Source organism: Mesorhizobium sp. M1163 (assembly GCF_040318415.1).
Lineage (GTDB): Bacteria > Pseudomonadota > Alphaproteobacteria > Rhizobiales > Rhizobiaceae > Mesorhizobium.
On record NZ_JAMYMF010000001.1, the window covers coordinates 286,084 to 310,976 of the forward strand.

Consider the following 24,893-nt stretch of genomic DNA (forward strand, 5'->3'; position numbering starts at 1 on the left):
AGGGTCCGCAGTCGCATATGGAACCCAGCCTAGCCCGCTATATCTGGACGCACACCAAGAAGCAGCAGCTCTGGATATTGATGATCGTCGTGCTTTCGATGGTCCCGTATTTCATGTCCTTCGACCTACCGAAGCTGATCGTCAACGGCCCGATCCAAGGTAGGGGCTTCGAGCAACCGGGCGCGACCCAGCCATTCATGAGGCTACACTATAACCTGCCGTTCATTGGAGAGGTCCAGTTCTTCTCCGGTTTTCAGCTCGACCGCAAGGAGACCCTGTTTGCCCTGAGCCTTGTGTTCCTCTTGCTAGTCGTCATCAACGGCCTGTTCAAATTCTACATCAACACCTACAAGGGCCGCCTCGGCGAACGCATGCTGCGACGTATCCGCTTCGATCTGGTGGACCGTGTGCTGCGTTTTCCGCCGGTCTACTTCAAGCGGGTGAAATCCGCCGAAGTGGCGACCATGGTGAAGGACGAGGTAGAGCCGCTGGGCGGCTTCATCGGCGACGCCTTCCTGCAGCCGGTACTGCTCGGCGGCCAGGCGCTGACGGCCATGCTGTTCATCATGATCCAGAACGTCTGGCTCGGAATGATAGCGGTCGTGATCGTGGTGATCCAGATCGTACTCATCCCGCGAATGCGGCGGCGGCTGATCGTGCTCGGGCGCCAACGGCAGTTGACGGCGCGCGCGCTTTCGGGCCGGGTTGGCGAAATCGTCGACGGCATCGGCGCGGTTCACGTCCACGATACATCAAACTACGAGCGCGCCGACATAGCTGCCCGGCTCGGGCTCATCTTCAAGATCCGCTTCGATCTTTACCAATGGAAATTCATGGTGAAGTTCCTCAACAATTTTCTCGCGCAGCTCACGCCCTTTCTGTTCTATATGATCGGCGGGTATCTGGTCATCCAGGGGAGGCTGGACGTCGGCCAGCTCGTGGCCGTGATCGGCGCCTACAAGGACCTGCCCGGACCGATGAAGGAACTGATCGACTGGGATCAGGATCGGCAGGATGTCCAGGTCAAATATCAGCAGGTCGTTGAACAGTTCACCGTCGAGGGTCTCATCGCGCCGAAAATCGGGGCATTGACGATCGACGATCCTGATCCGATGACCAATCCCCTATCGGCGATCAATCTGTCTATAGCAGACGATGGCGGTGCAATGCTCCTCAACCGTATCTCCCTCCAGGTCAAGCCGGGTGAGACGGTGGCGCTGGTCAGTACCGCAACAGGTGGAGCGGAGGCGCTTGCAGAAACCTTCGCGCGGCTGAACTGGCCGGACAGCGGAAGGGTCGCTTCGGGCACCGACGACCTGCTTGAACTTCCCGAGGCAGTGACCGGCCGGCGCATGTCCTATGCCTCGTCGGATGTTTTCCTGTTCCAGGCAAGCCTCCGCGACAACCTGCTCTACGGGTTGAAGCATGCGCCGCTGACATCGGTGCCTTATGACGGTGCCGCGGCAGACCAGCACCGCTGGAATATCCACGAGGCGCGCCGGTCGGGCAATCCGGATCTCGATATCCACAGCGACTGGATCAACTATGCTTCCGCCGGGGCTACCGGCCCGCACGACCTCTTTGAAGCCGTGCGCCGGGTGCTCGACGCGGTTGTTCTGTCGCGCGACATTCTGGATCTTGGCTTGCGCTCTTCGGCCGACCTCACGCGTCACACGGAGCTTGCCAGGCGGATCGTTGAACTGCGTGCGGCGCTGCGAACCCGGCTGGAACAAGAGGGGCTGAGCGGACTGGTGGTTCCTTTCGAACCGGGCGCCTACAACAAGGAAGCAACGATCGGCCAAAACCTGCTCTTCGGCGCTGCCGCCGGCCCCGAACTGGCCGACAGGGCCCTGGCGGCCAATCCCTATTTTGCTTCTGTGCTGAGGCAAGCCGGCCTCGACCGCACGCTCTACGAAATGGGCTTGGAGATCGCCAAACAGGCGATCGAGCTGTTTGCCGACCTGCCGCCCGATCACCAGTTCTTCCAGCAGCTCGCCTTCATGAGCGCCGAGGAGATACCCGCCTACGAAACCTTGCTACAACGGCTCAAGAACCGTCCTCACGAGGCGGTTTCAGAGAACGATCGCGCCATGATCGTCACCTTGAGCTTTGCCTACATCGAGCCCCGGCATCGCTTCGGCCTGCTGAGCGACGAGCTGATGAGCAAGATCGTCGCTGCACGCAGCCGGTTCTATGAAAACCTGCCGCCCGAACTGCAAAATGCGGTCGAACGGTATGACCCTGCCAAATACATTGCCGCGGCCACCGTCATGGATAACGTCCTGTTCGGGCGTGTGGGCAACAACCATCCCGACGCACCGGACCGCATACGCTCCATCGTCTATGACATTCTTGACGAACTGGGGCTTTATGCCGAACTTCTGGATGTCGGCCTGGACTTCAACGTCGGCTCCGGCGGCAGGCGGCTGACCGGTGGACAGCGACAGAAGCTCGATGTTGCCCGGGCCCTGCTCAAGCGTCCCGATTTTCTCATTCTCAACCGGCCACTTTCCGCGCTCGACCAGCGCATGCAGGATAAGGTGCTGCGAAACGTGCTCGAGGAAGCCAGGCGCGACGGCCATTCGCCGGCAATTGTGTGGGTCGTGACGAATCCGGCAATGGCGATGATGTTCGATCGCGTTATCGTCTTCGACTCGGGTCAATTGGCGGAAGACGGAACACACGAGACACTTTTGGCAGGGAACGGTATCTTCAAGGAACTGTTGTCATAGAGCAACGGACATTCAGATGGGATCATTCTGCCGGTGCACGACATCGGGCTCGCCACCTTTCGCGTGGTTTGTCTCGCCGTCTCGAAAAGAGAATTGATTCCATCTGGGCGTCCGTTGCTCTAGTCTGGCAAACGCGAATTTTGGAAGGTTTGCGACAATGCTGCTCAAGGATGAAGTTGGAATGCTGCAACGCGTTCCCTTGTTCTCTGCCATCGAGCCGACAAAGCTCAAGCTGCTTGCGTTCACATCCGATCGTGTGAGCTACAGCGCCGGCCAGATCCTTTTCCGGCAGGGCGACGAGGGAGACGCCGCCTATGTCATCCTTTCAGGCAGGGCGGATATTCTTGTCGATTCCGACAGCGGACCGATAAAAGTTGCCGAACTGGAGCCAAATTCGATCGTTGGCGAGATCGCCATATTGTGCAACAGCTCCCGCACTGCCACCGTCAGAGCGGCAAGTCCGCTGGAAGTCCTGAGAATCCGCAAGGATCATTTTCTGAGGCTTATGAGGGAGTTCCCGGAAATGACCATCGAGATATTGCGGGTTCTTGCCGATCGCCTAAGCCATACAACCGCGGATCTGATCGACGCACGAAGCGCCAAATAACGAAGGACGTGCGCTCGATCCTCGCCGTCGTGACGGCACTGTCCTCTCGCTGAGAAGATCACCCGGAGAAAGCCTGTCTCGCCTAGCAGCAGTTGTTTGGATATGATGGGCGAAGGGGTAGCATGGACGACAACGTTTTCCTGGTCAGGTTTTGGGGTGTCCGCGGCAGCATTTCGGTATCAGGGCCAGAATTCTCTCGCTATGGCGGCAACTCAATCTGCGTCGAGATGCGATGCGGTAAGCATACGCTTCTGTTCGACGCAGGCTCTGGCCTACGGCCTGCCGGCGCGGCGCTTCAGGCGTTGGGCGTCACCGATTTCGACCTGCTTTTCACCCATTCCCATTACGATCACATCATCGGGCTGCCGTCTTTTGCGCCGATCTATGACCGGGGCGCCAAGGTTACGCTTTGGTCCGGGCATCTTGCAGGACAGATGACGACCCGGCAGATGGTCGATGAGTTCATGCGGCCGCCGTGGTTTCCGGTGAAACTGGAGATCAGCAAGGCAAGCCTCGACTATCGCGATTTCGTATCCGGAGACGTGCTTCGCCCGCGCGAAGGGGTGGTGGTCCGAACCGGCAGTCTTATCCATCCGGGCGGCTGCATAGGCTACCGGGTCGAATGGGGCGGCCGCGTCGTGGCGGTGATCACAGACACTGAGCACGAGCCGGACAAACTCGATCAGACGGTGCTCGGCCTGATCGAAGATGCCGACCTCGTCATTTACGATTGCACCTACACCGAGGAGGAAATGGAACGCCGCCGCGGTTACGGGCACTCGACATGGCAACAGGGCGTCAAGCTCTGTGAGGCGGCCGGTGCGCGGGGGCTTGCGCTGTTTCACCACGATCCGACACGCACCGACAAGGAACTGGACAAGATCGAGAAACTGGCCAAGGACAGGTTTACCGGCGCTTTTGCCGCGCGGGATGGCCAGACGCTCAAACTTCCAGTCTCATTGCGCAAAAAGCGCTGAGCTATTTTCCTCTAGAGCGCTTCACCGTTTCACAGAAACGGCGAAGCGCTCTATCTCTTTGTTTTGACGCAATTCCGGACGGACAACCGTTCACACTTTTCCTGGAATTGCTCTACCGGCGCTGCGCTCGATCAATGTCCTGATCGGAAGCCATGCGCAGGCTTCAGTCCGTGCGGTGACGGTGAACAGCCGTTCGAGGAAAAGCCAGGCCGATTCATCATGTACGAGATGGTGGGTGAGCAGACCGACCGGTTCGCCGCCATCGAATGCATGCTGCAATTGCGCGATGATAGCTTGAACCAATAGGCCGTGATCGCGGCAGCCGCGCGTGCCATGCCAATCCATGATGTCGACATTGCTGTTGATGACCGCCAGTGAAGCGCGCCTCGGCGGCCCATAGACCGACAATGCCGCAAATCCTATCGATCCAAGGTCGGATACCAAGCCGGCGTCAATCCTGTTCCAGGGTGGCACCAGCATCGGAACGGTACGTGCGCCGTGCAGGCCGGTTACGTGCGACAGCCCGCGAGCCAGATCATTGAGCACCGCCTCGCGTGGCCGATGCGCGCCGAGCTCCTGCTTTTTCTGGTCCTCGGGCGCATGATTTCGGTGCGCCCAGCCATGGATGGCGACCGTGGCATGCGGCGCCTCGTCAAGCCGGACGGCAAGCTTCTCATCAGTCAGGGCCGGAATGACGGCCAGAGTCACCGGAACCGCGAATTCACCGGTGAGGTCGAGCAGCCGATCAAGCGCAGGCGTCGGACCCACGGCGTCATCGTCGCGCAGCCAGAACTCTGCCTTGCGGTCTGCCCGTTGCCGGCACGCCAGTTCTTCCACCAAGGGCTGCCAGATCTGATCGGGTGTCATGAAACCGGGATCTTCGCAAGGAGTTCGGCCAGCCGCGCCACTGCAGCACCGAGGGAACGTTCTTCGAGGATGAAACGTCTGGCTTCCGCGCCCATGATGGTTCTTTCGTCGTTACGGGCCAGAAGCCTTTCAATGGCAGAAGCGAACGCCGCCACATCGCCCGGCGGGGTGAGAAACCCGGTCTGGCCATCCCGCACGACCTCCGGCACGCCGGCGATGTCCTGAGCCACCACCGGAAGGCCGGCGGCCTGTGCTTCAAGATAGGCAACGCCATAGGCCTCGCCGCAACCCGGCCAGACGTAAATTCCCCCACTGTAGAGGACATCCGGCACGGCGGCTGGCTCAATCGCGCCAAGCCATTCGATACGGTCGGCGGGCAAGCCGGCGAATTGCGCTTTGACCTCGTCACGGGCAGGCCCATCCCCGACGACCGACATGGTCCAGGGCAGATGGCCGATCGGACCGAGCGCTTGCGCCAGCATGCGATAGCTTTCGACTTTGTCGCCCGGGCGCATCATGGCGACGGTAACGAGGCGCGTCGGACAACTCCGTGCCGGCGTTTCCCGGAATACCGATGTGTCGATGAAGGGCGAAAGCATGCCGAAAGCGGCGTCGGGAATCGCATCTGCCAGTCCCTGACGATCCCTTTGCGTGAAGCAGATGTTCAGCGCTGCCTGTTCGACGGCTCGCGCCACCAACGCTTGCGTATCGGCCCACAAACCGGTGTTGTGCCGCCTCGAATAGGAGGCTTCCGCTGTCACATAGGGGACACCAAAGGCCAACGCCAGCTCGGGCCCGATCAGGTCGGGCGCCTTGTAATAGGGATGATAGGTGAACCACAGACCGGGCTTGCCGTCACGATCCCACAGCCTTGCCAGCCGCGCGGCTTCCTCCCGGGCCTCGATCTTGAGCGCGTCGAAACTTTTCGAATCCGGTTCGCGTAGATAGAAGCGTAATTCGGATGCTAGTTCGACGCTATGCCCTCCATGCTCCAGCGCCTTGACCAGCATCCGTGCCATCTGGCGGTCGCCGGAGGCAACGGGATGATTGGGCGACTTCAGCGGCGCGTAGAAGGCAATTCGCATCGCCGGACCCTATCATCGGAAAGCCTGCGCAAGTCAATTTCGAAGCATGATCGACTTCACCTTCAAGCAGTGGAATGTGCTATCTGATGCTCATGGAAACAGCTGCCGCGTCCGATCCGTTTGTCGCTTCCCTGCCGGTCTTCGCAAAGTTCGAAAGCGTTGCCGAGATCGATAACTATCGGCCTCTCCCCGATGGCTGGGCGCTGGCCACCGCCGACATCGTCGGCTCGACCAAGGCGATCGGGGCTGGGCGCTATAAAACCGTCAATATGGCCGGTGCCAGCGTCATTTCGGCGCTGCTCAATGCGCTGGGTCGGCAAGATCTTCCCTTTGTCTTCGGCGGCGACGGCGCGCTCGTGGCATTTCCCGGCTCGGCGCTGGAGATCACCCGCAACGCGCTGGCGGCTGTCCAGAGATGGGTGGCGGACGAACTCGACCTGACCTTGCGTGCCGCAATCGTGCCGATAAAGGATATCAGAGCGCAAGGCCTCGACGTTCGCGTGGCGAGGTTCCAGGCCTCCGAAGCGGTCTTCTATGCCATGTTCGCCGGCGGTGGCGGCAGTTGGGCGGAAGCCGAGATGAAAGCGGGGCGCTACCGCATCGATCCTGCGCCGGCCGGCGCGCGGCCGGATCTGACCGGCCTCTCGTGCCGCTGGAACCCGATCGAAGCCCGGCATGGCGAAATCGTCTCGATCATAGCCATACCGGGGGCGTCGCGCGACGTGCGCGATTTTCAGTTTCTGGTTTCCGACATCATCGCCCTTGCCGGCAGGCAGGAACGCGATGGCCACCCGGTGCCGGTGAACGGACCGGACTACAGTTTGCTGCCCGCCGGCCTCGATATCGAGGCGCGCGCCACGGCGCCGGCAGGACGGCGATGGCTGTCGAAGCTGTGGATAGTGTTCCTGATGACGCTTACGGCTGTTACCGATAGATATGGCTGGACGATCGGCAAATTCGATCCGAAGATCTACAAACGCGACGTGGCCAGCAATTCGGATTTCCGGAAGTTCGACGACGGCTTGAAGATGACCATCGACGTTGACGCGGATGTGTTGCAACGGATCGAGAACCGGCTGAAACAGGCGGAAGAGGCGGGCATCTGCAACTATGGCCTGCACCGCCAGAAATCGGCCTTGATGACATGCCTCGTCGCCTCGCCGCTGCAGCGCGATCACGTTCATTTCATCGATGGCGCCGCCGGCGGCTATGCGATGGCTGCAGCAAGCCTGAAGGCGAAGGTGCCGGTCTGACAGCTTGCGGACATCGATTTTCCGCAATATGCCTCGGGGTTCTTGGGACCAAGTGAGCCTCGCCATGGAAGCGGACGGTCTGTCCGAATTAAGGGAAAGCAGATTTTTGGACGCCTCACGATCGACATATGACCGTCTTCTGAACCGGATTTCGACGCGCGCCGCGCAAGTCGGCGTGATCGGACTGGGGTATGTCGGGCTGCCGCTGGCGGTTGCGATCGCACGCGCCGGCTTCCCGGTTTCCGGCTTCGACGTCGAAGCCCAGAAGGTCGAGAGCCTGAACAACGGCCAATCCTATATCGAGGCGGTGACCTCGACAGCCCTTGCCGGCCAGGTGGCGAGCGGACGGTTCCGCGCCACTGCGGATTTTGCTGAACTGGCCGTCTGCGATGTCATCATCATCTGCGTTCCGACACCGCTGACGAAAAACCGTGAGCCGGACCTCTCCTTTGTCAGGAACACGGCAGGCACCATCGCGAAGCATCTGCGTCTCGGCCAGCTGATCGTGCTGGAATCGACCACCTATCCCGGCACCACCGACGACGTGATCAAGCCCATACTGGAAGAAACCGGCTTGCGGTCGAAGATAGATTTCTTCCTCGGCTTCTCGCCCGAACGCGAGGATCCCGGCAACCGAAGCTTTGAAGTCGCGACGATCCCCAAGATCGTGGCAGGCGACGGCATTGAAGCGGCGACACTCGTTCAGGCTTTCTACCAGGGCGTGGTCAAGACCGTTGTTCCGGTTTCCACCACGGCGACCGCCGAGGCGGTCAAGCTGACGGAAAACATCTTCCGCTCGGTCAACATAGCCCTGGTCAACGAGTTGAAGGTCGTGCTCGGTGCGATGGGCATAGACATCTGGGAGGTGATCGAGGCGGCAAAGAGCAAGCCCTTCGGCTACATGCCTTTCTATCCCGGCCCCGGACTTGGCGGCCACTGCGTTCCGATCGATCCCTTCTACCTGACGTGGAAGGCGCGCGAATATGAACTGCCGACCCGCTTCATCGAGCTGGCGGCAGAGATCAACACGGCGATGCCGCGTCATGTGGTCGATGAACTGGCGAAGGCGCTGGACCGGCGCTGCGGCAAGGCGCTCAGCCGCTCGCGCATTCTCATCATCGGGCTCGCCTATAAGAAGAATGTGCCCGACATCCGCGAAAGCCCCTCATTGCGGCTCATTGAACTCATCGAGGAATGGGGCGGCAAGGCGGAATTCCACGATCCGCATGTTACGGAGATCCCGACCACACGGGAGCATATGGCGATCAAGGGGCGTCGCTCGGTCGAATTGACCGAGGCGGCCTTGAAGGATTTCGATGCTGTCGTCGTTGCAACCGACCACGACGCGATTGACTATCAGGCGATCGCGGATCACGCTCTTCTGATCGTCGACACACGCAATGTTTTTGGCCGCCTCGGGCTAACCCGAGAGACGGTGGTGAAGGCCTGACAGCGTCCGAGCCGGCGAATTTGTGGCGGATCAAGGAGATTTCGAGATAGCATGAGCACAGCGCAAGCAGAAATTTCTGCCATTCTCATGGATAAGGTTGCCGATTGGCTGACCCAATCGGCGCTGGCGGGCGACGACCTGGAAACATTGGTAAAGGGCTTTTGTGAACGGCTGGCTGCTGCCGGCCTGCCGTTGAGGCGGGTGCATTTGAGCTTTTCGATGCTTCATCCGCTTTATGACGCGCTTGGCTTCACCTGGCTCCGCGGCCAGGGCTTGGAAGTAGAAGGCTTCCGTCATGACGACGGCGTTCCTTCCGACAGATTCCTGACCAGCCCATACTACCATCTGCTCAGCCACAAACTCGACCATCTGCGGCGCCGGCTCGACCCGTCGGTGCCGTCTGAATTTCCTGTTTTCGATGACCTCAAGCTTATGGGCGTCACCGATTACATGGCTTTCGTCCATCCCTTCAGCGGCAACACCAGTCAGGGCATGATCGGGTCTTGGTCCACCGACAGTGCTGCAGGCTTCAGTGACAACATGATTTCGGCGCTGCTGCGGATCCAGAACCATCTCGCTATCGCAACCAAGATGGCGGTGCTCACCAAGCTCGCTGACAACATGATGACCACTTATCTCGGCGGCGACGCCGGCAGGCGGGTGCTGGACGGCCAGATCAAGCGCGGCGAGGGCGACACAATCCGGGCTGCACTGGTCATGGCCGATATGCGCGGGTCGACAAGGCTTGCCGAAACCTCCGGCCGCGAAATCTATATCGATACGCTGAACCAGTTTTTCGATGCCATTGCTGCACCTTTCAATCGCAGAGGCGGGCAGATCATGAGTTTCCTGGGGGATGGCTTCATTGCTGTCTACCCTTGCGAAAGGCACCGTGCGCAGTCCGAGATCGCCTGCCGGGCTGCCCTTGCGGCAGCGCACAAGGCCACCGCGCGCATGATGGATCTCAATCTGCGCAGAAAGGAGCAGCGGTTGGGCGACATTAAATTCGGCATCGGCCTGCATGTCGGCAATGTGATGTTCGGCAATGTCGGGCTTTCCGACCGGCTCACATTCTCTGTCTTCGGCTCGGCTGTAAACGAGGTCCAGCGCCTTCAGACCCTGACCAAGAAATATTCGCACAGCGTTCTCGCCAGCGAAGATTTCGCCGGCTATTGCAGCGCCAACAACTGGCTGACGCTCGGCAAGGAGGAACTGGCGGGCATCAAGCAGAAGCTGACGGTGCTTTCACCCGATTTGTCGGGTGCTCTTGCACTCGATGAAGACGGTGCGCTGGAGCCGATTTACGACCGAATATCGGACGCCGAGCAGGTCATGCTGCTTCATCGCGATGCCGCGCGGCTGTCGACGGGCGACCCGAGGAAGCTCCAGTAACCGTCACGATCTGATCCGAACGCCTTTGGTATGCAGTCCGGTCGCCGGTTCCGCCGGGGAACTGGCGACCGTTTCGAATCCAAGTTGCTCTAGGCTGGCAATGCGCTAGTCTCGCTTTCTGGGCCTGCCGACCGGCAGGCCGCCAGAGTGGGGCTGGTGTGAGAATGAATTCGAGCGTTGATCTGCTGCGGATCGAGGATGTTGGCATCTCTTTTGCCATTATAGGGGGACCGTTGCATGCCGTCAGGCGTGCAAATCTTCGCGTCCTGCCCGGCAAGGTTACCGCGCTTGTGGGCGAGTCCGGTTCCGGAAAATCGGTTCTCAGCCAGGCAGTGATGGGCATTTTGCCGAACACAGCCCATGTTCGCGGCCGTATCCTGTTTTCTGATCCTGAAAAGCCCGGCACGACGCAGGATATCCTGCAAATGCCGCGTGACGGACCCGAAATCCGGGCGTTGAGAGGCAGCCGCATCGGCAAGATATTTCAGGAGCCGATGACATCGCTGTCGCCGCTGCACACGATTGGCAATCAGGTCAGCGAATCCCTGCAGATTCATACGCCCATGGCTCGGGTGGAGCGCAAGGCGCTGGCGAAGGAAATGCTCGGCCTTGTCGGCTTTCCCAACCCCAAGCGCGCCTATGACATGTATCCCTTTGAACTTTCGGGAGGATTGCGTCAACGCGCAATGATCGCCATGGCGCTTATCTGCCGGCCCGCCCTGTTGATCGCCGACGAGCCGACGACGGCGTTGGACGTCACCATCCAGGCGCAAATCCTGCAATTGCTGCGCGAGCTTCAGACGAAGCTGAACATGGCGATGCTGCTGATCACGCACGACCTTGGCGTGGTCGCCAATGTCGCCGACGAGGTGGTGGTCATGTACCATGGCGAGATCATGGAAGCGGGACCTGTGGAGGCGATATTCCGCCGGCCAGGTCACCCTTACCTGAAGGGCCTGATGGCAGCCGTTCCGCATTTCGACCTGAAGCCTGGCGAAAGGCTAAAGGCGCTCCGCGAGGTGCCGGTGAATGTCGGGAACCTGCTCGGCAAGCAGACGGCGCTGGCATCGAAGGGGCCGGACGACATCCTGCTGTCGGTCAGGGATCTGACAAAGACCTTCACGATCCGCAAGTCCGGATGGTTCGGCGGAGATCATCAAACCCCTGTTCGCGCCGTGGACGGCGTGAGCTTCGATATCAGGCGGGGTGAGTGCCTGGGTCTTGTCGGCGAAAGCGGCTCCGGCAAAACCACGGTCAGCAAGATCCTCATGCGGGCGGTCACCCCTAGCGGCGGCTCTGTGATCTTCAACGGCCGCGATGGTCCGATCGACGTCTTGGAAGCCGAGGGAGACGCCCTGCGCCTGCTGCGCGCAAAAATCCAGATGGTCTTCCAGGATCCGGTTTCGTCGCTTTCACCTCGCATGACGGTGGAGAACATCTTGAGCGAGCCGCTGGAAATCCATCAACGTGGCAATGCCGCGTCCCGACTCGCCACGGTCAAGAGCCTGATGCAGGCAATCGGGGTCGATCCGCGCTTCATAAAGCGTTATCCGCACAGTTTCTCCGGCGGGCAGCGTCAGCGTATCGGCATCGCGCGCGCGTTGGCGCTGGGACCTGAACTCCTGATCTGCGACGAGCCGGTTTCGGCACTCGATGTCTCTGTCCAGGCGCAGATTCTGAACCTTCTGAAGGACCTGCAGAAGGAACTGGGCCTGACCTACCTGTTCATATCCCACAACCTGGCGGTGGTGGACTACATGGCAGACCGCATCGCGGTGATGTGCGGCGGGCGTATCGTCGAGCTCGCGCCCCGCGAAATTCTGCTTAGGAAACCTATCCACCCCTACACGCGCTCACTGGTCGCCGCAGTACCTTTCCCCGATCTCGACAGGCCGATGGATTTCAAGACGCTGAAGCTCAGCGGCGCTTCCGACACCAGCGCATGGGGACCGCAATTCCGCGACGAGGGCGACGAGGATATGCTGTTGCCGCTCGATCTTGGCGGCGGCCACCTCGTGCTGGCCCGACGTTCGGCCGATGTCAGCGAGCTACGCCATTGATCAGCCGGCGCACCGTCCTTGGGCTCATGGCTTCGGCATTTCTGCCCGGCACGTTGCGCGCCGGCGATCTGGAGCCCGAATTTCTTCAGCCGCAGCTGAAGGCCAGGGCGCTGCCGGCACTCGCCGAACGCCTGCCCAAGCGCCCGCGCGCGTTGAATCTCGCTGCGATGGGCCGGCAGCCCGGCCAGTATGGCGGCACGCTGCGCACGATCATCGGCAGCCAGAAAGATATCCGGATGATGACGATCTACGGGTACGCTCGCCTGGTCGGCTATGACGAAAAGCTTAACTTGCAAGCCGACATTCTCGAAAGTTTCGATGTAGCGGATGATCGTGTCTTCACTTTCAAGATACGGGAAGGACATAAATGGTCTGACGGTAGCCTGCTGACGCCGGAGGATTTTCGCTATTGCTGGGAAGATGTCTGGCTGAACGATGAGCTTTCGCAAGGCGGGCTCGCCCCGGCCCTGCTGGCGGACGGCAAGCCGCCACGCTTCGAGATCGTCGATCCGTCGACGGTCCGCTATAGTTGGGATGCGCCCAATCCCGACTTCCTGCCCAAGCTCGCCGCTGCTTCGCCGATATCGCTTGTTCTGCCAGCCGCCTATCTCAAGCAGTTCCACAAGAAATACCAGGATCCATTCCGGCTCGCCGGCCTAATGAAGGAGAACCGGGCCCAGAAATGGACGCTCCTGCATATCCGCATGTCGCGGCAGTATCGCCCGGAGAACCCGGAACTGCCGACGCTCGATCCCTGGCAGAACCAGACCAAGCCGCCGGCCGAGCAATTCGTCTTCGAGCGCAACCCGTTCTTTCATCGAATAGACGAGAATGGCCGGCAACTGCCCTATGTTGACCGGATCGTCATGAATGTCAGCTCGTCGGCGATCATCTCCGCCAAGACCGGTGCGGGCGAGAGCGACCTGCAATGCATGGGAATTGACTTCAGCGATTACTCCTTCCTGAAAGACGCGGAGAAGCGCTACCCGGTGAAGATGCATCTCTGGAAACGCACACAGGGTTCGCGGCTGGCGCTGCTGCCCAATCTGAATTGTGCCGACCAGGTGTGGCGTGGCCTTTTTCGTGACGTGCGAGTGCGCCGCGCACTTTCGCTCGCTGTGGACAGGCGCGAGATCAATTTGGCTGTGTTCTACGGATTGGCGCAGGAAAGTGCCGATACGGTCCTGCCGGAGAGCCCGCTCTACCGGCCGGAATTCGCGAAAGCCTGGGTCGCCCATGATCCCGACCAGGCCAATGCCCTGCTCGACGAGGTCGGGCTTCAGGCGCGTGACGATGACGGCCTGCGGATACTTCCCGACGGACGCCCGGCGCAGCTCGTAGTGGAAACGGCCGGCGAAAGCACGCTGGAAACCGACGCGCTCGAGCTCATCACCGATCACTGGCGCAAGATCGGCATCGCGCTGTTCATCCGGACTTCGCAGCGCGACATCTTCCGCAGCCGCGCGCTTGGTGGCCAGATCGTGATGTCGATGTGGTCGGGCATCGACAATGGCGTGCCGACCGCCGACATGAACCCGTACCAACTGGCCCCCACCGTCGACGACCAGCTGCAATGGCCGCTCTGGGGTGCTCACTACTTGTCTCATGGCAAGGTCGGTGAAGCGCCCGATCTTCCGCCTGTGGTCGAGTTGATGGCTTTACTCAAGCGCTGGAACGCATCGACCGAAGCCACGGAGCGCGCCGAAATCTGGAATTCAATGCTGTCGATCTATACCGATCAGGTGTTTTCGATCGGCACGGTGAACGGAACGCATCAGCCGATTCTGGCGTCCTCGCGGCTGCGCAATCTGCCTGACAAGGCGCTCTACGGCTACGACCCGACCGCCTATTTCGGTGTCTACATGCCGGATACATTCTGGCTTGGAGAGTCCTGAGCGTGCTTCGATATTTTGTCTGGCGCATCGCCGTGATGGTTCCAACGCTGCTGGTCATATCGGCACTGGTGTTCACGATCATCGAACTTCCACCAGGCGACTATTTCGACAGCTATGTTGCCGAGCTTCGGGCTCAGGGCGAAGCGGTGGATTCCGATCGCATCGAGATGATGCGCAAGGAATATGGTTTCGACCAGCCACCGGTCATTCGCTACTTCTACTGGGTCGGCGGGATGCTGCACGGCGATTTCGGCTATTCCTTCGAATATGAGCTGCCGGTTCGCGACGTCGTCGGGGACCGAATGTGGCTGACCGTGCTGGTTTCCTTCGTCACGATCATCTTTACCTGGCTCATAGCCTTTCCGATCGGCATGTACTCCGCCACGCATCAATACAGCTGGGGCGACTACGGCCTGACTTTGTTCGGCCTTCTCGGGCTTGCCATTCCGAACTTCATGCTGGCGCTGATCCTGATGTATTTCGCCAACATCTGGTTCGGCACGTCCATCGGCCATCTCATGGACCAGCAATATCTCGGCGAGCCGATGAGCTGGGCCAAGGCGAAGTCGATCCTCGCCCATCTCTGGATCCCGGTCTTGATCATCGGCACCGGGGGCACGGCAAGTATGATCCGGCGGCTGCGCGCCAATCTGCTCGATGAGCTGCATAAGCAATATGTCGTGACCGCGCGCGCCAAAGGCCTTCATCCCTTCAGGGCGCTGGTCAAATATCCGCTGCGCATGGCGCTCAATTTCTTTATTTCAGACATCGGCTCTATCCTGCCGGCCATCATCTCCGGCGCCGAAATCACGGCGATCGTGCTGTCTTTGGAAACGACCGGGCCGATGCTGATCAAGGCGCTGCAAAGCCAGGACATGTATCTGGCAGGGTCGTTCCTGATGTTCCTCGCCTTCCTGACGGTCATCGGCGTCCTGATTTCCGACCTGGCGCTGGCGCTACTTGATCCGCGAATTCGTTTGCAAGGCGGCAGCACCAAATGAACACGCAATCGCCGCTGCCCGCTCCGGGTGCCCCACTGCAACACTACGTCTCCATCGAGCCCTTTGACCTGCAGTCGGTCGAGGCGATGACGCCGGAGCAGGAGAAGGTCTTTCAGGCGTCGCAGTTGCGGCTGATGTGGTGGAAATTCCGTCGGCACCGGCTTGCCCTTGTATCCGGCATATTCCTGGCAGCGCTTTATTTCGGGATACTGATCTGCGAGTTCCTGGCGCCCTACGATCTGCACACGCGCAACATGGACTACATCTATTCGCCGCCGCAGCGGGTGCACCTGTTCCACAACGGCGAGTTCGTCGGGCCGTTCGTCTATGGCCGCCAGATGACGCTGGATATGGACACGCTCAAGCGGAACTACATCGAGAAACAGGATGATGTTCAGCGGATCCGTTTCTTCTGCAAGGGCGATAAGTACCGGTTCTGGGGCCTGATCGAAGGTGACAGGCATTTTGTCTGCCCCGCCGAAAACGGCCAGCTCTTTCTGGCCGGCACTGACAGGCTGGGGCGCGATGTGCTCTCGCGCATCATCTATGGCGCCCGCATTTCACTGACAATCGGCCTCGTCGGCATCAGTTTCAGCTTCCTGCTCGGCATTCTCATCGGCGGACTGGCCGGCTATCACGGCGGTATCTTCGACCTGATCGTCCAACGGATAATCGAAGTTCTGCAATCGATTCCCAGCATTCCGCTATGGCTGGCTCTGGCGGCGATCATGCCGATAACCTGGAGTCCGATCCTGATCTATTTCGGCATCACCGTAATCCTCGGGCTGCTCGACTGGACCGGACTGGCGCGGGCCGTGCGTTCAAAGCTTCTAGCCTTGCGCGAGGAGGATTACGTTCTGGCCGCGCAATTGATGGGCGCCAGAAGCAGCCGCATTATCGGGCGGCATCTCATTCCCGGCTTCATGTCGCATCTGATCGCGACGGCGACGATCTCCATACCCGGCATGATCCTGGGCGAGACGGCGCTGAGCTTCCTCGGGCTCGGCCTGAGGGCACCGATAACCAGCTGGGGCATCCTGCTCACCGAGGCGCGCAGCGTCAGCGTGATCGCGTTCTATCCATGGCTGCTTTTGCCGATGCTCCCCGTCGTTCTCGTCATCTTGGCGTTCAACTTCCTCGGCGACGGGTTGCGGGACGCTGCGGACCCCTACAAGTGAGATCGCTGTTCCGCCGCGCGCAGCGCCGCCGACTCCACCCGGTATGATCCTTGTCGGCAGCCTGTTCGCCTGTTGCAGTGTTCATCGTTCTCCTCTACTCGCGGCAAGACTCGTCGCGAAACGCTCTGGTCGGGGGCAGTTGATTTCGTGGACTGGTTCAGGACATACAATCGCACATGAGTCGCCTCGACAGTTTCATCCGGAGGATGACCGCACAGCGCGACATACTCGATCATGTCTGCGCCGAGGTGGCGAAAATGGAGGGGCCCGTGCTCGAGCTCGGCCTCGGCAATGGCCGGACGTTCCACCATCTGCGCGAGCGCCTGCCCGGACGCCGGATCGTAGCGTTCGACCGCGCACTTGCCGCACACGCGAGCTCAATTCCCGAAGCTGAAAACCTCGTGCTCGGCGAAATACGCGAGACGGCGAGCAGGTTCATTGGCATCGACGCCGCTCTTGTTCATGCCGACATCGGCACCGGCTATGAAGATCGCGATGCAGTGACCTCTACCTGGCTTCCCGATCTAGCCGCGCGCCTGCTTCGCGTCGGCGGCATCGCGGTCAGCGGCACGCCGCTCGATCACCCGCAGTTGCAACGCCTCCCGCCGCCGCCTTCGGTGCCCGTCGATCGTTATTTTATCTATAGGCGCGTGTGAGGGGCCGGGACGAGCCAGATTTTCGGGGGCCAAGTCTCCAGGGGCCAAGTCTTCAGGGGATCGTATATACCGCTATCTCCCGGTCAATGCCGCGCAGCGAGACCTCGTGGGGCACGGGCGTCAGCGCGTTCCTGTGCAACAGATCGGCGGTGAGATTGTCGTCGACCACCGCCCGAGTGGCGAAGATCGCCTGTGCGTTGGCAAGGTTCTGGACCCGCGAAGCAATGTTGACCGTCTGGCCGAAATAGTCCTGTCGCTCATTCATAGACACGGCGATGCAGGGGCCGGCGTGGACTCCGATCTTGAGCAGCAGATCCTCGCGCCCGCTCTTGTCGTTGAGCGTACGCATGGCATCGCGCATCCTGAGGGCTGCAGCAATCGCACGATCGGGCGTCGCGAAGGTCGCCATCACCGCATCACCGATCGTCTTCACCACCGCGCCTGCCTCCGCCGTGACGATCTCGTGCAGAACCTGGAAATGCTCGCGCACGAGATCGAAGGCTGAAAGGTCGCCCACCCGCTCGTAAAGCTCGGTCGATCCGCGCAGGTCGGTGAACAGGAACGTCAGGCTGGTGATCTTCAGGCGCTGGTTGATGTCGAGTGTATCCGTGCGATAGAGATCGCGGAATGTCTGGTTGGTGAGCAGGCGCTTGGCGGTCAGGAAGGGCCGGCGTCTACCCAGGAAATCATGCAATGCCTGGCCGGCTATGAAGACCGTCGGCAGCACGCGGGTGTCGGTCCTGTTTTCCAGCGAAATGCGCAACGGGCCGGGTTGCATCTCCAGCGTCTGGTTCTGGACATGGTCGCGGTCGAAGGCCAAAGAGAGGCTCCGGCGCTCCTTTGTTGGTTCGCCCTTCCCGTCGATGAACTGCGCTGAATGGGTGACCGGCTCGAAGACGATGATGAATTCGGACGGAAGCTGTATGGGCAGAACCGCCTTTTCACCGGGCGCAAGCTCGATATCCTCCAGCGAGAACGCTTCCATTTTTTCCGCGAAATCCTCTTCCGGCAGATCGACGCCGGAGGCCCAGTAGATCTGCCGGAAATATTCCGCCACCGGCAGTTCGTGCGGATTGTGGGCGGCAATCCTGCGCACGCGCGGACTGACGGTGAATGTCACCTCGACCATCTCGTCGAGGGTCGGCGAATAGCCCTCGGAGCACAGCCCGCAGGTGTATTCGTCCTTCTGCAGGGTTTTCAGCGTGGCGTTGGTGTCGAGCACGCCGCCACAGCCGGGGCACAGAACGTTCCAGGAAATGTCGAAGATGCCCACCCGCGCCGCATGGAGAAAGGCGCTTATGGCGCGCTCCTCGTCGAGGCCATGCTTGCTGGCGAAGGCTGGCGCATTGATGCGGCAAAGTTCGCGGTCCTCACCCTCGGCGATGGTTCGCTTGATCGCGTCGATCGCCTGCGGATCGACATCGGCCGATTGTCGCAAAAGTGAGAACAGATCCTGAGCTTCGCTCATCGTGCAGGCTCCGGAAAATGCGCCCCGAGGCGTGTTGACCGGACCGGTCTTTGGTCCGCGTGCTCCATCTTACTTCGAAACAGACCGTACGGCCATTCGAATGGATAAGCCTGGTGACCGTCCAATTTCCATTCGGCGGATTTTCACCGGCCGCAAGCCGCACTATGATGGTCCATGGAGCATTCATCTTTGGGATTTTCTCCCATGCCGACATCCAACAACCCGCCATTTCCCGGCGCCCTGCGCCTTTTCTCTGCGGTTGTCATCATCGTCCTGATCGTAGGCGCCGGCCTGTTTTTCGTGCCTGTTCTGGTCAAACCGGGCTGGCCTTGGGCCGTCACGCCGTTCAATGCGCGCTTCCTCGGTGGCTTCTACACCGCCGAAATGGTCGTGATGGCGGCGCTGCTGGTCTGGAATCGCTGGTCGCCCGGCAGGCTCGTGCTCGTCATGGCCTTCATCTTCACCGTCATCGTGTCGGTGGCTTCGTTCATCAATCTCGGTTATTTCAACTTCGAGCGCAAAGCGCCCTGGCTGTGGTTTTTGGTCTATCTTGCTTCGGTCGCGGTATCCGGGCTGTTCCTGTGGCGGGCCAGGGCCCGTCCTTCTGCAAAAGGCGTGACCTTAAATCCCGCATGGCGCGGCTACATGCCGGCGGAATCCGCGATCCTTGGGCTCTATGGCGTCGGCCTGTTGCTGTTTCCCCTGACATTCAGTGGCATCTGGCCATGGCCGATCGATGCCTTCCACGCGCAGGTCTACAGCGCCATCTTCCTCGCCGGTGCGGGCGGTATATATCTGGTCTGGAGAAGCGCGCCGCGCGAGGAACTGCTGGTGCTCGGCTTGGCGCAGTTTCTGGTTGGCCTGCTTGCCATCCTCGGCGTCGCCATCACCGACGCTGCGGTGCACCGGATCGACTGGACGGCGACCGGGACATTGTGCTGGCTCGTCCTTTTCGGCTGGATCGGCATCAGCGGCGTCTTCAAACTCTACGCCGCCTCCCGGTATTTTAGCTCGCAATCGGCATCATAGGTTGCAGAGACGGCTGGATTTTCAGGTGACGTCCGGTGCATCGTACCGGGCCGATTGCCTTCGCCGGGAACGCCATGACCAGCACGACCTCGCCACCCTCCGAGAAAATCCAGCCGCAGCTCCGGTCCGTCCGGCCAAGCGATGCGGAGGCGCTTTGCGCTATCTTCAACATGCCGGGCTTCCGCTGGGGCACGCTCAGGATGCCTTTCGAGATGGTGGAGCAGGTGGCGCGGCGTATCGCCAAGTCCGGCCAGGAAACCACCTGGATCGTTGCCGAGCTGGACGGCAAGGTCGTCGGCCATGGCAGCCTGGTCGTGCAGGGTTCGCCGCGCCGTTCGCATATCGGCGAGATCAATATCGGCCTTGACGATGCCTTTGTCGGCAAAGGTATCGGCTCCGCCATACTTGGCGCGCTGCTTGACGTAGCCGACAACTGGCGCGCCCTGAAGCGGGTCGAATTGACCGTCTATGCCGACAACGAACCCGCCCTCCGTCTCTACAAAAGCCACGGCTTTGAGGTCGAAGGCCGGCATGTGAAGGCCGGCTTTACCGACGGGCAGTACCACGACCTCCTGAGCATGGCCCGCCTGCGGTTTTAAGATCCGCTGGTTTGGCCTTAACTGTTTAGCCAACCTAACAATTCGTGCCGAGTCGGCGAACAGGCGGTTGCTTATGGAGAACTCCGTAGGAGACGGTCATTTCGGCTCACACCATCTTGATCGAGTTGACGATCTATGTGTGGGCCGGCCGCATCCAGCAAGTCTGGTCTCCCTTGGCGTTTGCACCGCAAGCGGCTAGACGGGACCAATGACCGCCGTCCTTGACCCAACGCCTACGCCTCCGGTGGAAATTCTGGCTGTGCTGTCGCTGCTCTGCCCGGAGGTCGTGCGCGACATCGAGCAGAACTGGAATGCACCGGTTTCCGATTACGCCCGCCATCTGTGGCGGCCGGTGGCAAGGCCTGCATCGGCCCCGGCGATCGCTGCCCGATCGATCCTGCGCGAAGTCTTGCATCAGCGCCTTGGTGTGATGATGCAGCCTGACGAGATCGGCAAGACCCTCGACGAGTTCGAGTACAGACCGGTGATTCAGTCCGGCCTGCACTGCCTGCTTCTGATGGACCGGATCACCTTCGATGCCCTCCTGCTTGCCTGGCTCGGCGCGGTCGAAAACGGGCTGTCGGCCTTCTTCGGCTTCATGGGAACGACGATGACCATGGAGACAATTGGCCGGGAGGGGCCGGGATGGCTCGATGTCGGCGACGACAAGGTCAACCTGTTTGGCATCGGGCGCCACAAACTGTGCCGCAAAAGCGCCTGCGTGGCCGGTCCCGTTTCCCTCAACAAGCGCGCGCTTGAGGCGGTGGGCGATGAAACGGATGCCAGCCGCTGGCTGGGCACACTGCTTGCCAGCCAGGACAAGGTGTTTGGAACCGCCGCCGATGCGCTGACAGCCCTCAACGAGGATCTGGTCGCCAATTGGGATCGTGCCGGCATGGCCCTGCCGGTTTTCATCGATGATCGGCTCGCCGCGGCTGCCATGGCACGGCATCTAGAACATGACGGCAGCCTTCTTTCCAGGCTGCTCATTGAACCCGCAAGACGCCAGCGTCTCGAACATGCCTTGCAAGAGGCCGCATCGAGCCCGTTTGGCAGATTCCTGCCCAATGCCACGGACTATTTCTGGGGCATCCGCGAGGAGCGCGTGCGCAAGCTCGTTCTCGAGAACGGGCACCTGATCGAGCCTGACAGGCCGCAAGGTCTTTCCATCCCGTTCGAGCGGCCGTATCTCAGGCAGGCGCTGCTGGACGGCGTGCTGCTGCCGAACTTGTTCCTGACATTCCTCGTCCTTGCCATATTGCCGCGCGTGCGGGTCGTGGGGGGCCTGAGACAGATTGGCTATGTAACACTTTTCCACTCGATCCTTCTGGCCGTGCTAGACGAAAACAGGCCGGAAGAGCGCGATCTGGCCGCGGAGCTGCAGGTTCGGGAAAATGCCTGGGGCATGCGGGTCATCGATGAAAAGATATCGGTCCGCGAGCAGCTTGCCGGGCTGCCGGAAGGAGCGCTTTTCCCGGACCTGCTCCGGCAATACCGATTGCGGACATTTGCCGAGACGACCGACGACCTGAAACTGGTTCGCGAAAACGCCAGATGGCGCAAGATCGGCCAGGCAAAGATCAAGGCGACCTGAGCCTCACTTCAAGCCTTATTTCAGGTTGATTTTCTGGTGAGCAACTGCAAGCGACAGCGATCTATCGGTGAGCCTCTGGCGTCTGGTCCGGCCGCTTCTTTGACGCTGATGCGTTTTGGGATTTCGACGACGGCTTCCGCCTCGACAGTCATATGGCTTGCCTGAGAGCCGTCTGCAGTTCAAGGCCTGACCTGACATGGCCTCACCTGTCATTGCACGACACCGGCCTTGCGGAACCCGTCCACAGCGAGTTCGAAATCGGCAATGACTGCTCTATCATGCTTTCGGACGTTCGACACTGTCACGCCGAGCGGCCGCTCTGGGTCAAACTTTGCCGTTTAAGGCGGCGCCCCGGAACGGGCAACTTGCGCCATATCCGGACCTTGCCAGTGATGCCGTGAATGTTAAGTCTCGGCTCCGATGCGGACGTTCCGCCCGAGTTCAAAGACTGACCGCGACCGTTCTGTGGCCTTCGCATCGACAGCGCCAATAAGCTGCGTCCCACATCCTACTCCTTGCGTCCATGGGAGGGTCGTTGTGAACCAAGCCCTACTGCCCGGGCTTGTGGGAAAGCCGATCCAGCGCGTCTCGAAGCGCAGTGGCGGCATCGTCACGCTCGTCAGCGGACATCAGCTCCGGTTCAAGTTCCAGCCTGAAGTGCGGCAGCTCGGTTCGAACGGCGCGACAAGCGCCGGCTAGATTGGCCTTCAGATCGATGACGCGGTAGGTGGCGACGGGATAGGCGATCCCCTTGACCTGGACGTGCCCCAGCTCCTCACAGTCGATTGAGTCCTTCACTTGCGCAAACGTCTCGTAGGAAATGAGGATGGCCCCCGGCGGCGCCTCCTGCTCCAGGCGCGAGGCGAGATTCACGGCGCCGCCGATTATCGTGTAGTCCATTCGGTCTTCGCTGCCGAAGTTACCGACGGTGCAATAGTCGGTATGGATGCCGATGCGACAGCGCAGCGGTGTTTCGATCCCCATGTCCCGCCAGACTTCGGCAAGCTCGCTAATCCGCTTTTGCATCGCAAGTGCCATCTGCGCGCAAGCCAGCGCGTCCTCCTTGACGCCGCGCGTCTCGGGATCGCCAAAAAACATCAGGATCGCGTCGCCGACATATTTGTCGATCGTCGCACCGTGATCCGAAGCAATTTTCGACATTTCCGTCAGATAATGATTGAGGAGTTGGGTGAGATCCTCGGATTCCATTTTGTCAGTGGTCTCGGTAAAGCCGGCGATATCGGAGAAGCATATTGTCAGTTTCTTCCGCTGGCTGGCGATCCTGACCTCCTGGCGGCCGGTGAATATCGAGCGATACACTTGGGGCGCCAGATACTTCGCCAGCTTGCTGGAAAGCGCCTCCAGAACCACGGATTTCTCGGCGAGGTTCTCCTCCCTTTGCTTCAGCTCAGTGATGTCCGAATAGACGGCGACCGTGCCGCCGGCGCTGATCCGCCGCTCGCTGATCATGACCCATCGCCCATCCCCTCGCCGCTGCACCCACGGTTCGCCAGGGTTGCGGTGCCGGGAGAGGCGCTCGGCAACCCACTCCTCGAGCCGCCCCTCGGCGTCCCTGATGTAGCCGCGCTCAGCGGATCGGCGGATGATTTGCTCGAATGTCGTGCCGGGCGTCAGTTCAGTCTCCAGACCGGTGTAGAGCAATTCGCGGTAGCGGCTGTTGCTGAGGACGAGCCGGTCCTCCCCGTCGTACAGAGCGAATCCTTCGGAGATGCTTTCGATGGCATCGACAAGCCGCTGACGAGCTTCCGCAACGTCGCGCAGGTTCTTTTCCTCGACCTCGACAGCAGTATCCCGGAAGAGTCTCAGCGCTTCGGCCATGCGCCCGATTTCGTCGCGGCCCGCGGCTGGCAGCGGCGCACGAAGGTTACCCCCCGCAATCGCGAGCATGCCCTGGCTCACAGCCCCCAGTCGGGCGAGAAGGCTGCGGTCGACATAGAGCCAGACAACCAGAACCGAACTCAGGAGGCTGAGGAAGGCGGAGCCGAGCACAACCGCGGTGCCGTAGCGCTGGACGAGCGCGGCTTCGCGACCTGACGCAGCGATCTCCTGGTCTGCCGTGGCGACTAGGCGATCGACGCCAGCGGTGAGATTGCGCGACAGTCGATTGTTCTCGGCCAGAAGCCTTTCGCCCTGTGCCAGGACAGCAAACTCGTCCTCCCGCGCCTTGGGGATGCTGTCCTCGCCGTCGGTCAAACCCTTGAATTCGTCGACACGCTGCCGGAAGCGGGTCCGCAGCTTTTCGTCGATCTCCGTGGAAACCTTTTCAAGAGCAGTGAGCGAACGGCGTAGCGGAAAAAGGATCAACGCCAGGTCGCCCGGCGTCGGCGCGTTCGCGACCTTCACCAGGGCGTCGTTGACCGCCGAGATCTCCAGTTGCGCCTTCTGCTGGGGGATGTAGGCCGCAATCGCCTGGACCAGGTCGGCCATCGCCGCTGCGCGTCGATCGGGCGACAGCGACGTGTCGGCCGCGACCGCCCGCCATTGCGGGAGCCTGGAATCCATCACTAGGATGCCGGTGGCGACAAGGCGCTGGCTTCCGGTCGTCGTCGCGGCGAGGCGGTTCAGGAGCTCCTCCTTGCGGGCCACCACGTCGAGCCGGGCGACAACAAGGGAGTCGAGCTCCTTCAGGTTGCGCCTCAGAACAATCGCGGCTTCCTCGATCTCGGCCAAAGGCACTATGCCCAACGTGGCATCCCGGAGGTCCGTGCGCAGGGCCTCGAGGCGGGACATCTCGAGCGCGACGGCAGCCGAGACCTCGCTGTGCTGAGCCCTGCTTGTCGCTGCCAGCACCGATGGCGCGGCGGCAGCGACCCGTTCGGCCTGGCGCGACAGCTGGAGGGAGGCGAGCGCCGACGGCACTCGATCCGTGGTAATTCGGTCGACGACGTCGCCAACCTGGAGGAAGGCATAAAGCGCCGCAGCGGTTGCCAGCACCGCAAGGGTGCTGATCCCGAAAAAGGCGAGCAACAGCCGGCCGCGTATGCCGAGGCGTTCAAGCATCTCGGCGAGTCGGAACAGTTCGGCCACAC

At 60.8% G+C, this 24,893-nt stretch carries 18 protein-coding genes; 14 read left to right on the plus strand and 4 right to left on the minus strand.

What is annotated here, in order from left to right:
• The first annotated feature begins 17 nt into the window (after positions 1–17).
• The 3 genes from NKH43_RS01455 to NKH43_RS01465 all read left to right on the plus strand — a co-directional run bounded on the left by NKH43_RS01455 (position 18) and on the right by NKH43_RS01465 (position 4,316).
• Complete coding sequence (locus tag NKH43_RS01455; protein ID WP_352856229.1) at positions 18–2,732, plus strand: ABC transporter transmembrane domain-containing protein; 2,715 nt, start codon at positions 18–20, stop codon at positions 2,730–2,732.
• Between the two features lie 157 nt (positions 2,733–2,889).
• Entirely contained in the window at positions 2,890–3,339 is a 450-nt protein-coding gene (locus NKH43_RS01460; RefSeq protein WP_254023581.1) for a cyclic nucleotide-binding domain-containing protein, read from the plus strand.
• Between the two features lie 122 nt (positions 3,340–3,461).
• Positions 3,462–4,316 carry an MBL fold metallo-hydrolase gene (locus tag NKH43_RS01465; protein WP_352856231.1) on the plus strand — a complete coding sequence of 285 codons (855 nt, stop codon included), beginning with the start codon at positions 3,462–3,464 and terminating at the stop codon, positions 4,314–4,316.
• A gap of 90 nt (positions 4,317–4,406) precedes the next feature.
• Here NKH43_RS01465 and NKH43_RS01470 read toward each other — a convergent pair whose 3' ends face one another.
• Both NKH43_RS01470 and NKH43_RS01475 read right to left on the minus strand, forming a co-directional pair.
• On the minus strand, positions 4,407–5,183 hold the full coding sequence (locus NKH43_RS01470) for a polysaccharide deacetylase family protein (RefSeq protein ID WP_023716530.1): 777 nt from the start codon (positions 5,181–5,183) through the stop codon (positions 4,407–4,409).
• Positions 5,180–6,268: a glycosyltransferase family 4 protein gene (locus NKH43_RS01475; protein WP_352856233.1), complete on the minus strand. Its 1,089-nt coding sequence runs from the start codon at positions 6,266–6,268 to the stop codon at positions 5,180–5,182. Before NKH43_RS01475 ends, NKH43_RS01470 begins: the two co-directional genes overlap by 4 nt.
• 92 nt (positions 6,269–6,360) lie before the next feature.
• On the opposite strand from NKH43_RS01475, the gene NKH43_RS01480 reads away from it, so the two are divergent.
• The 8 genes from NKH43_RS01480 (at position 6,361) to NKH43_RS01515 (ending at position 17,153) form a co-directional block, all read left to right on the plus strand.
• Positions 6,361–7,521, plus strand: a complete 1,161-nt coding sequence (locus NKH43_RS01480; RefSeq protein ID WP_352856333.1) for a DUF3095 domain-containing protein — start codon at positions 6,361–6,363, stop codon at positions 7,519–7,521.
• A gap of 106 nt (positions 7,522–7,627) precedes the next feature.
• Entirely contained in the window at positions 7,628–8,971 is a 1,344-nt protein-coding gene (locus NKH43_RS01485; protein ID WP_031193288.1) for a nucleotide sugar dehydrogenase, read from the plus strand.
• Positions 8,972–9,022: 51 nt separating this feature from the next.
• Complete coding sequence (locus NKH43_RS01490) at positions 9,023–10,363, plus strand: adenylate/guanylate cyclase domain-containing protein (RefSeq protein WP_352856235.1); 1,341 nt, start codon at positions 9,023–9,025, stop codon at positions 10,361–10,363.
• A 164-nt stretch (positions 10,364–10,527) separates the two neighbouring features.
• Positions 10,528–12,423: an ABC transporter ATP-binding protein gene (locus NKH43_RS01495; RefSeq protein ID WP_352856237.1), complete on the plus strand. Its 1,896-nt coding sequence runs from the start codon at positions 10,528–10,530 to the stop codon at positions 12,421–12,423.
• Positions 12,420–14,318, plus strand: a complete 1,899-nt coding sequence (locus tag NKH43_RS01500; RefSeq protein WP_352856239.1) for an ABC transporter substrate-binding protein — start codon at positions 12,420–12,422, stop codon at positions 14,316–14,318. Before NKH43_RS01495 ends, NKH43_RS01500 begins: the two co-directional genes overlap by 4 nt.
• 2 nt (positions 14,319–14,320) lie before the next feature.
• The gene (locus NKH43_RS01505) at positions 14,321–15,319 is read left to right on the plus strand and encodes an ABC transporter permease (protein WP_023716523.1); all 999 of its coding nucleotides are present in this window, start codon (positions 14,321–14,323) and stop codon (positions 15,317–15,319) included.
• Complete coding sequence (locus NKH43_RS01510; protein ID WP_352856241.1) at positions 15,316–16,497, plus strand: ABC transporter permease; 1,182 nt, start codon at positions 15,316–15,318, stop codon at positions 16,495–16,497. The genes NKH43_RS01505 and NKH43_RS01510 overlap by 4 nt, the downstream gene beginning before the upstream one ends.
• A 176-nt stretch (positions 16,498–16,673) precedes the next feature.
• Positions 16,674–17,153: a class I SAM-dependent methyltransferase gene (locus NKH43_RS01515; RefSeq protein WP_023716521.1), complete on the plus strand. Its 480-nt coding sequence runs from the start codon at positions 16,674–16,676 to the stop codon at positions 17,151–17,153.
• A 52-nt stretch (positions 17,154–17,205) separates the two neighbouring features.
• Here the strand turns inward: NKH43_RS01515 and NKH43_RS01520 are convergent, their stop codons facing one another.
• Positions 17,206–18,621: an adenylate/guanylate cyclase domain-containing protein gene (locus NKH43_RS01520; RefSeq protein WP_352856243.1), complete on the minus strand. Its 1,416-nt coding sequence runs from the start codon at positions 18,619–18,621 to the stop codon at positions 17,206–17,208.
• A gap of 204 nt (positions 18,622–18,825) precedes the next feature.
• Between NKH43_RS01520 and NKH43_RS01525 the strand changes: the two genes are divergently transcribed.
• From NKH43_RS01525 to NKH43_RS01535, 3 genes are all read left to right on the plus strand, one after another.
• Positions 18,826–19,650 carry a hypothetical protein gene (locus NKH43_RS01525; RefSeq protein ID WP_352856245.1) on the plus strand — a complete coding sequence of 275 codons (825 nt, stop codon included), beginning with the start codon at positions 18,826–18,828 and terminating at the stop codon, positions 19,648–19,650.
• A 74-nt stretch (positions 19,651–19,724) separates the two neighbouring features.
• Positions 19,725–20,249 (plus strand): GNAT family N-acetyltransferase, encoded by a 525-nt coding sequence (locus NKH43_RS01530; RefSeq protein ID WP_023716519.1) that lies wholly within the window; start codon positions 19,725–19,727, stop codon positions 20,247–20,249.
• Between the two features lie 208 nt (positions 20,250–20,457).
• Positions 20,458–21,843 (plus strand): hypothetical protein, encoded by a 1,386-nt coding sequence (locus NKH43_RS01535; protein WP_352856247.1) that lies wholly within the window; start codon positions 20,458–20,460, stop codon positions 21,841–21,843.
• Between the two features lie 549 nt (positions 21,844–22,392).
• Here NKH43_RS01535 and NKH43_RS01540 read toward each other — a convergent pair.
• Positions 22,393–24,864 carry an adenylate/guanylate cyclase domain-containing protein gene (locus tag NKH43_RS01540; protein ID WP_352856335.1) on the minus strand — a complete coding sequence of 824 codons (2,472 nt, stop codon included), beginning with the start codon at positions 24,862–24,864 and terminating at the stop codon, positions 22,393–22,395.
• Between the last annotated feature and the right edge of the window lie 29 nt (positions 24,865–24,893).

Coding starts and splice junctions, on each gene's coding strand:
- NKH43_RS01520 (WP_352856243.1), bottom strand. CDS start 18,621: ATGAGCGAAGCTCAGGATCTGTTCTCACTTTTGCGACAATCGGCCGAT.
- NKH43_RS01460 (WP_254023581.1), top strand. CDS start 2,890: ATGCTGCTCAAGGATGAAGTTGGAATGCTGCAACGCGTTCCCTTGTTC.
- NKH43_RS01510 (WP_352856241.1), top strand. CDS start 15,316: ATGAACACGCAATCGCCGCTGCCCGCTCCGGGTGCCCCACTGCAACAC.
- NKH43_RS01530 (WP_023716519.1), top strand. CDS start 19,725: ATGACCAGCACGACCTCGCCACCCTCCGAGAAAATCCAGCCGCAGCTC.
- NKH43_RS01525 (WP_352856245.1), top strand. CDS start 18,826: ATGCCGACATCCAACAACCCGCCATTTCCCGGCGCCCTGCGCCTTTTC.
- NKH43_RS01480 (WP_352856333.1), top strand. CDS start 6,361: ATGGAAACAGCTGCCGCGTCCGATCCGTTTGTCGCTTCCCTGCCGGTC.
- NKH43_RS01495 (WP_352856237.1), top strand. CDS start 10,528: ATGAATTCGAGCGTTGATCTGCTGCGGATCGAGGATGTTGGCATCTCT.
- NKH43_RS01455 (WP_352856229.1), top strand. CDS start 18: ATGGAACCCAGCCTAGCCCGCTATATCTGGACGCACACCAAGAAGCAG.
- NKH43_RS01540 (WP_352856335.1), bottom strand. CDS start 24,864: ATGCTTGAACGCCTCGGCATACGCGGCCGGCTGTTGCTCGCCTTTTTC.
- NKH43_RS01490 (WP_352856235.1), top strand. CDS start 9,023: ATGAGCACAGCGCAAGCAGAAATTTCTGCCATTCTCATGGATAAGGTT.
- NKH43_RS01515 (WP_023716521.1), top strand. CDS start 16,674: ATGAGTCGCCTCGACAGTTTCATCCGGAGGATGACCGCACAGCGCGAC.
- NKH43_RS01470 (WP_023716530.1), bottom strand. CDS start 5,183: ATGACACCCGATCAGATCTGGCAGCCCTTGGTGGAAGAACTGGCGTGC.
- NKH43_RS01475 (WP_352856233.1), bottom strand. CDS start 6,268: ATGCGAATTGCCTTCTACGCGCCGCTGAAGTCGCCCAATCATCCCGTT.
- NKH43_RS01535 (WP_352856247.1), top strand. CDS start 20,458: ATGACCGCCGTCCTTGACCCAACGCCTACGCCTCCGGTGGAAATTCTG.
- NKH43_RS01465 (WP_352856231.1), top strand. CDS start 3,462: ATGGACGACAACGTTTTCCTGGTCAGGTTTTGGGGTGTCCGCGGCAGC.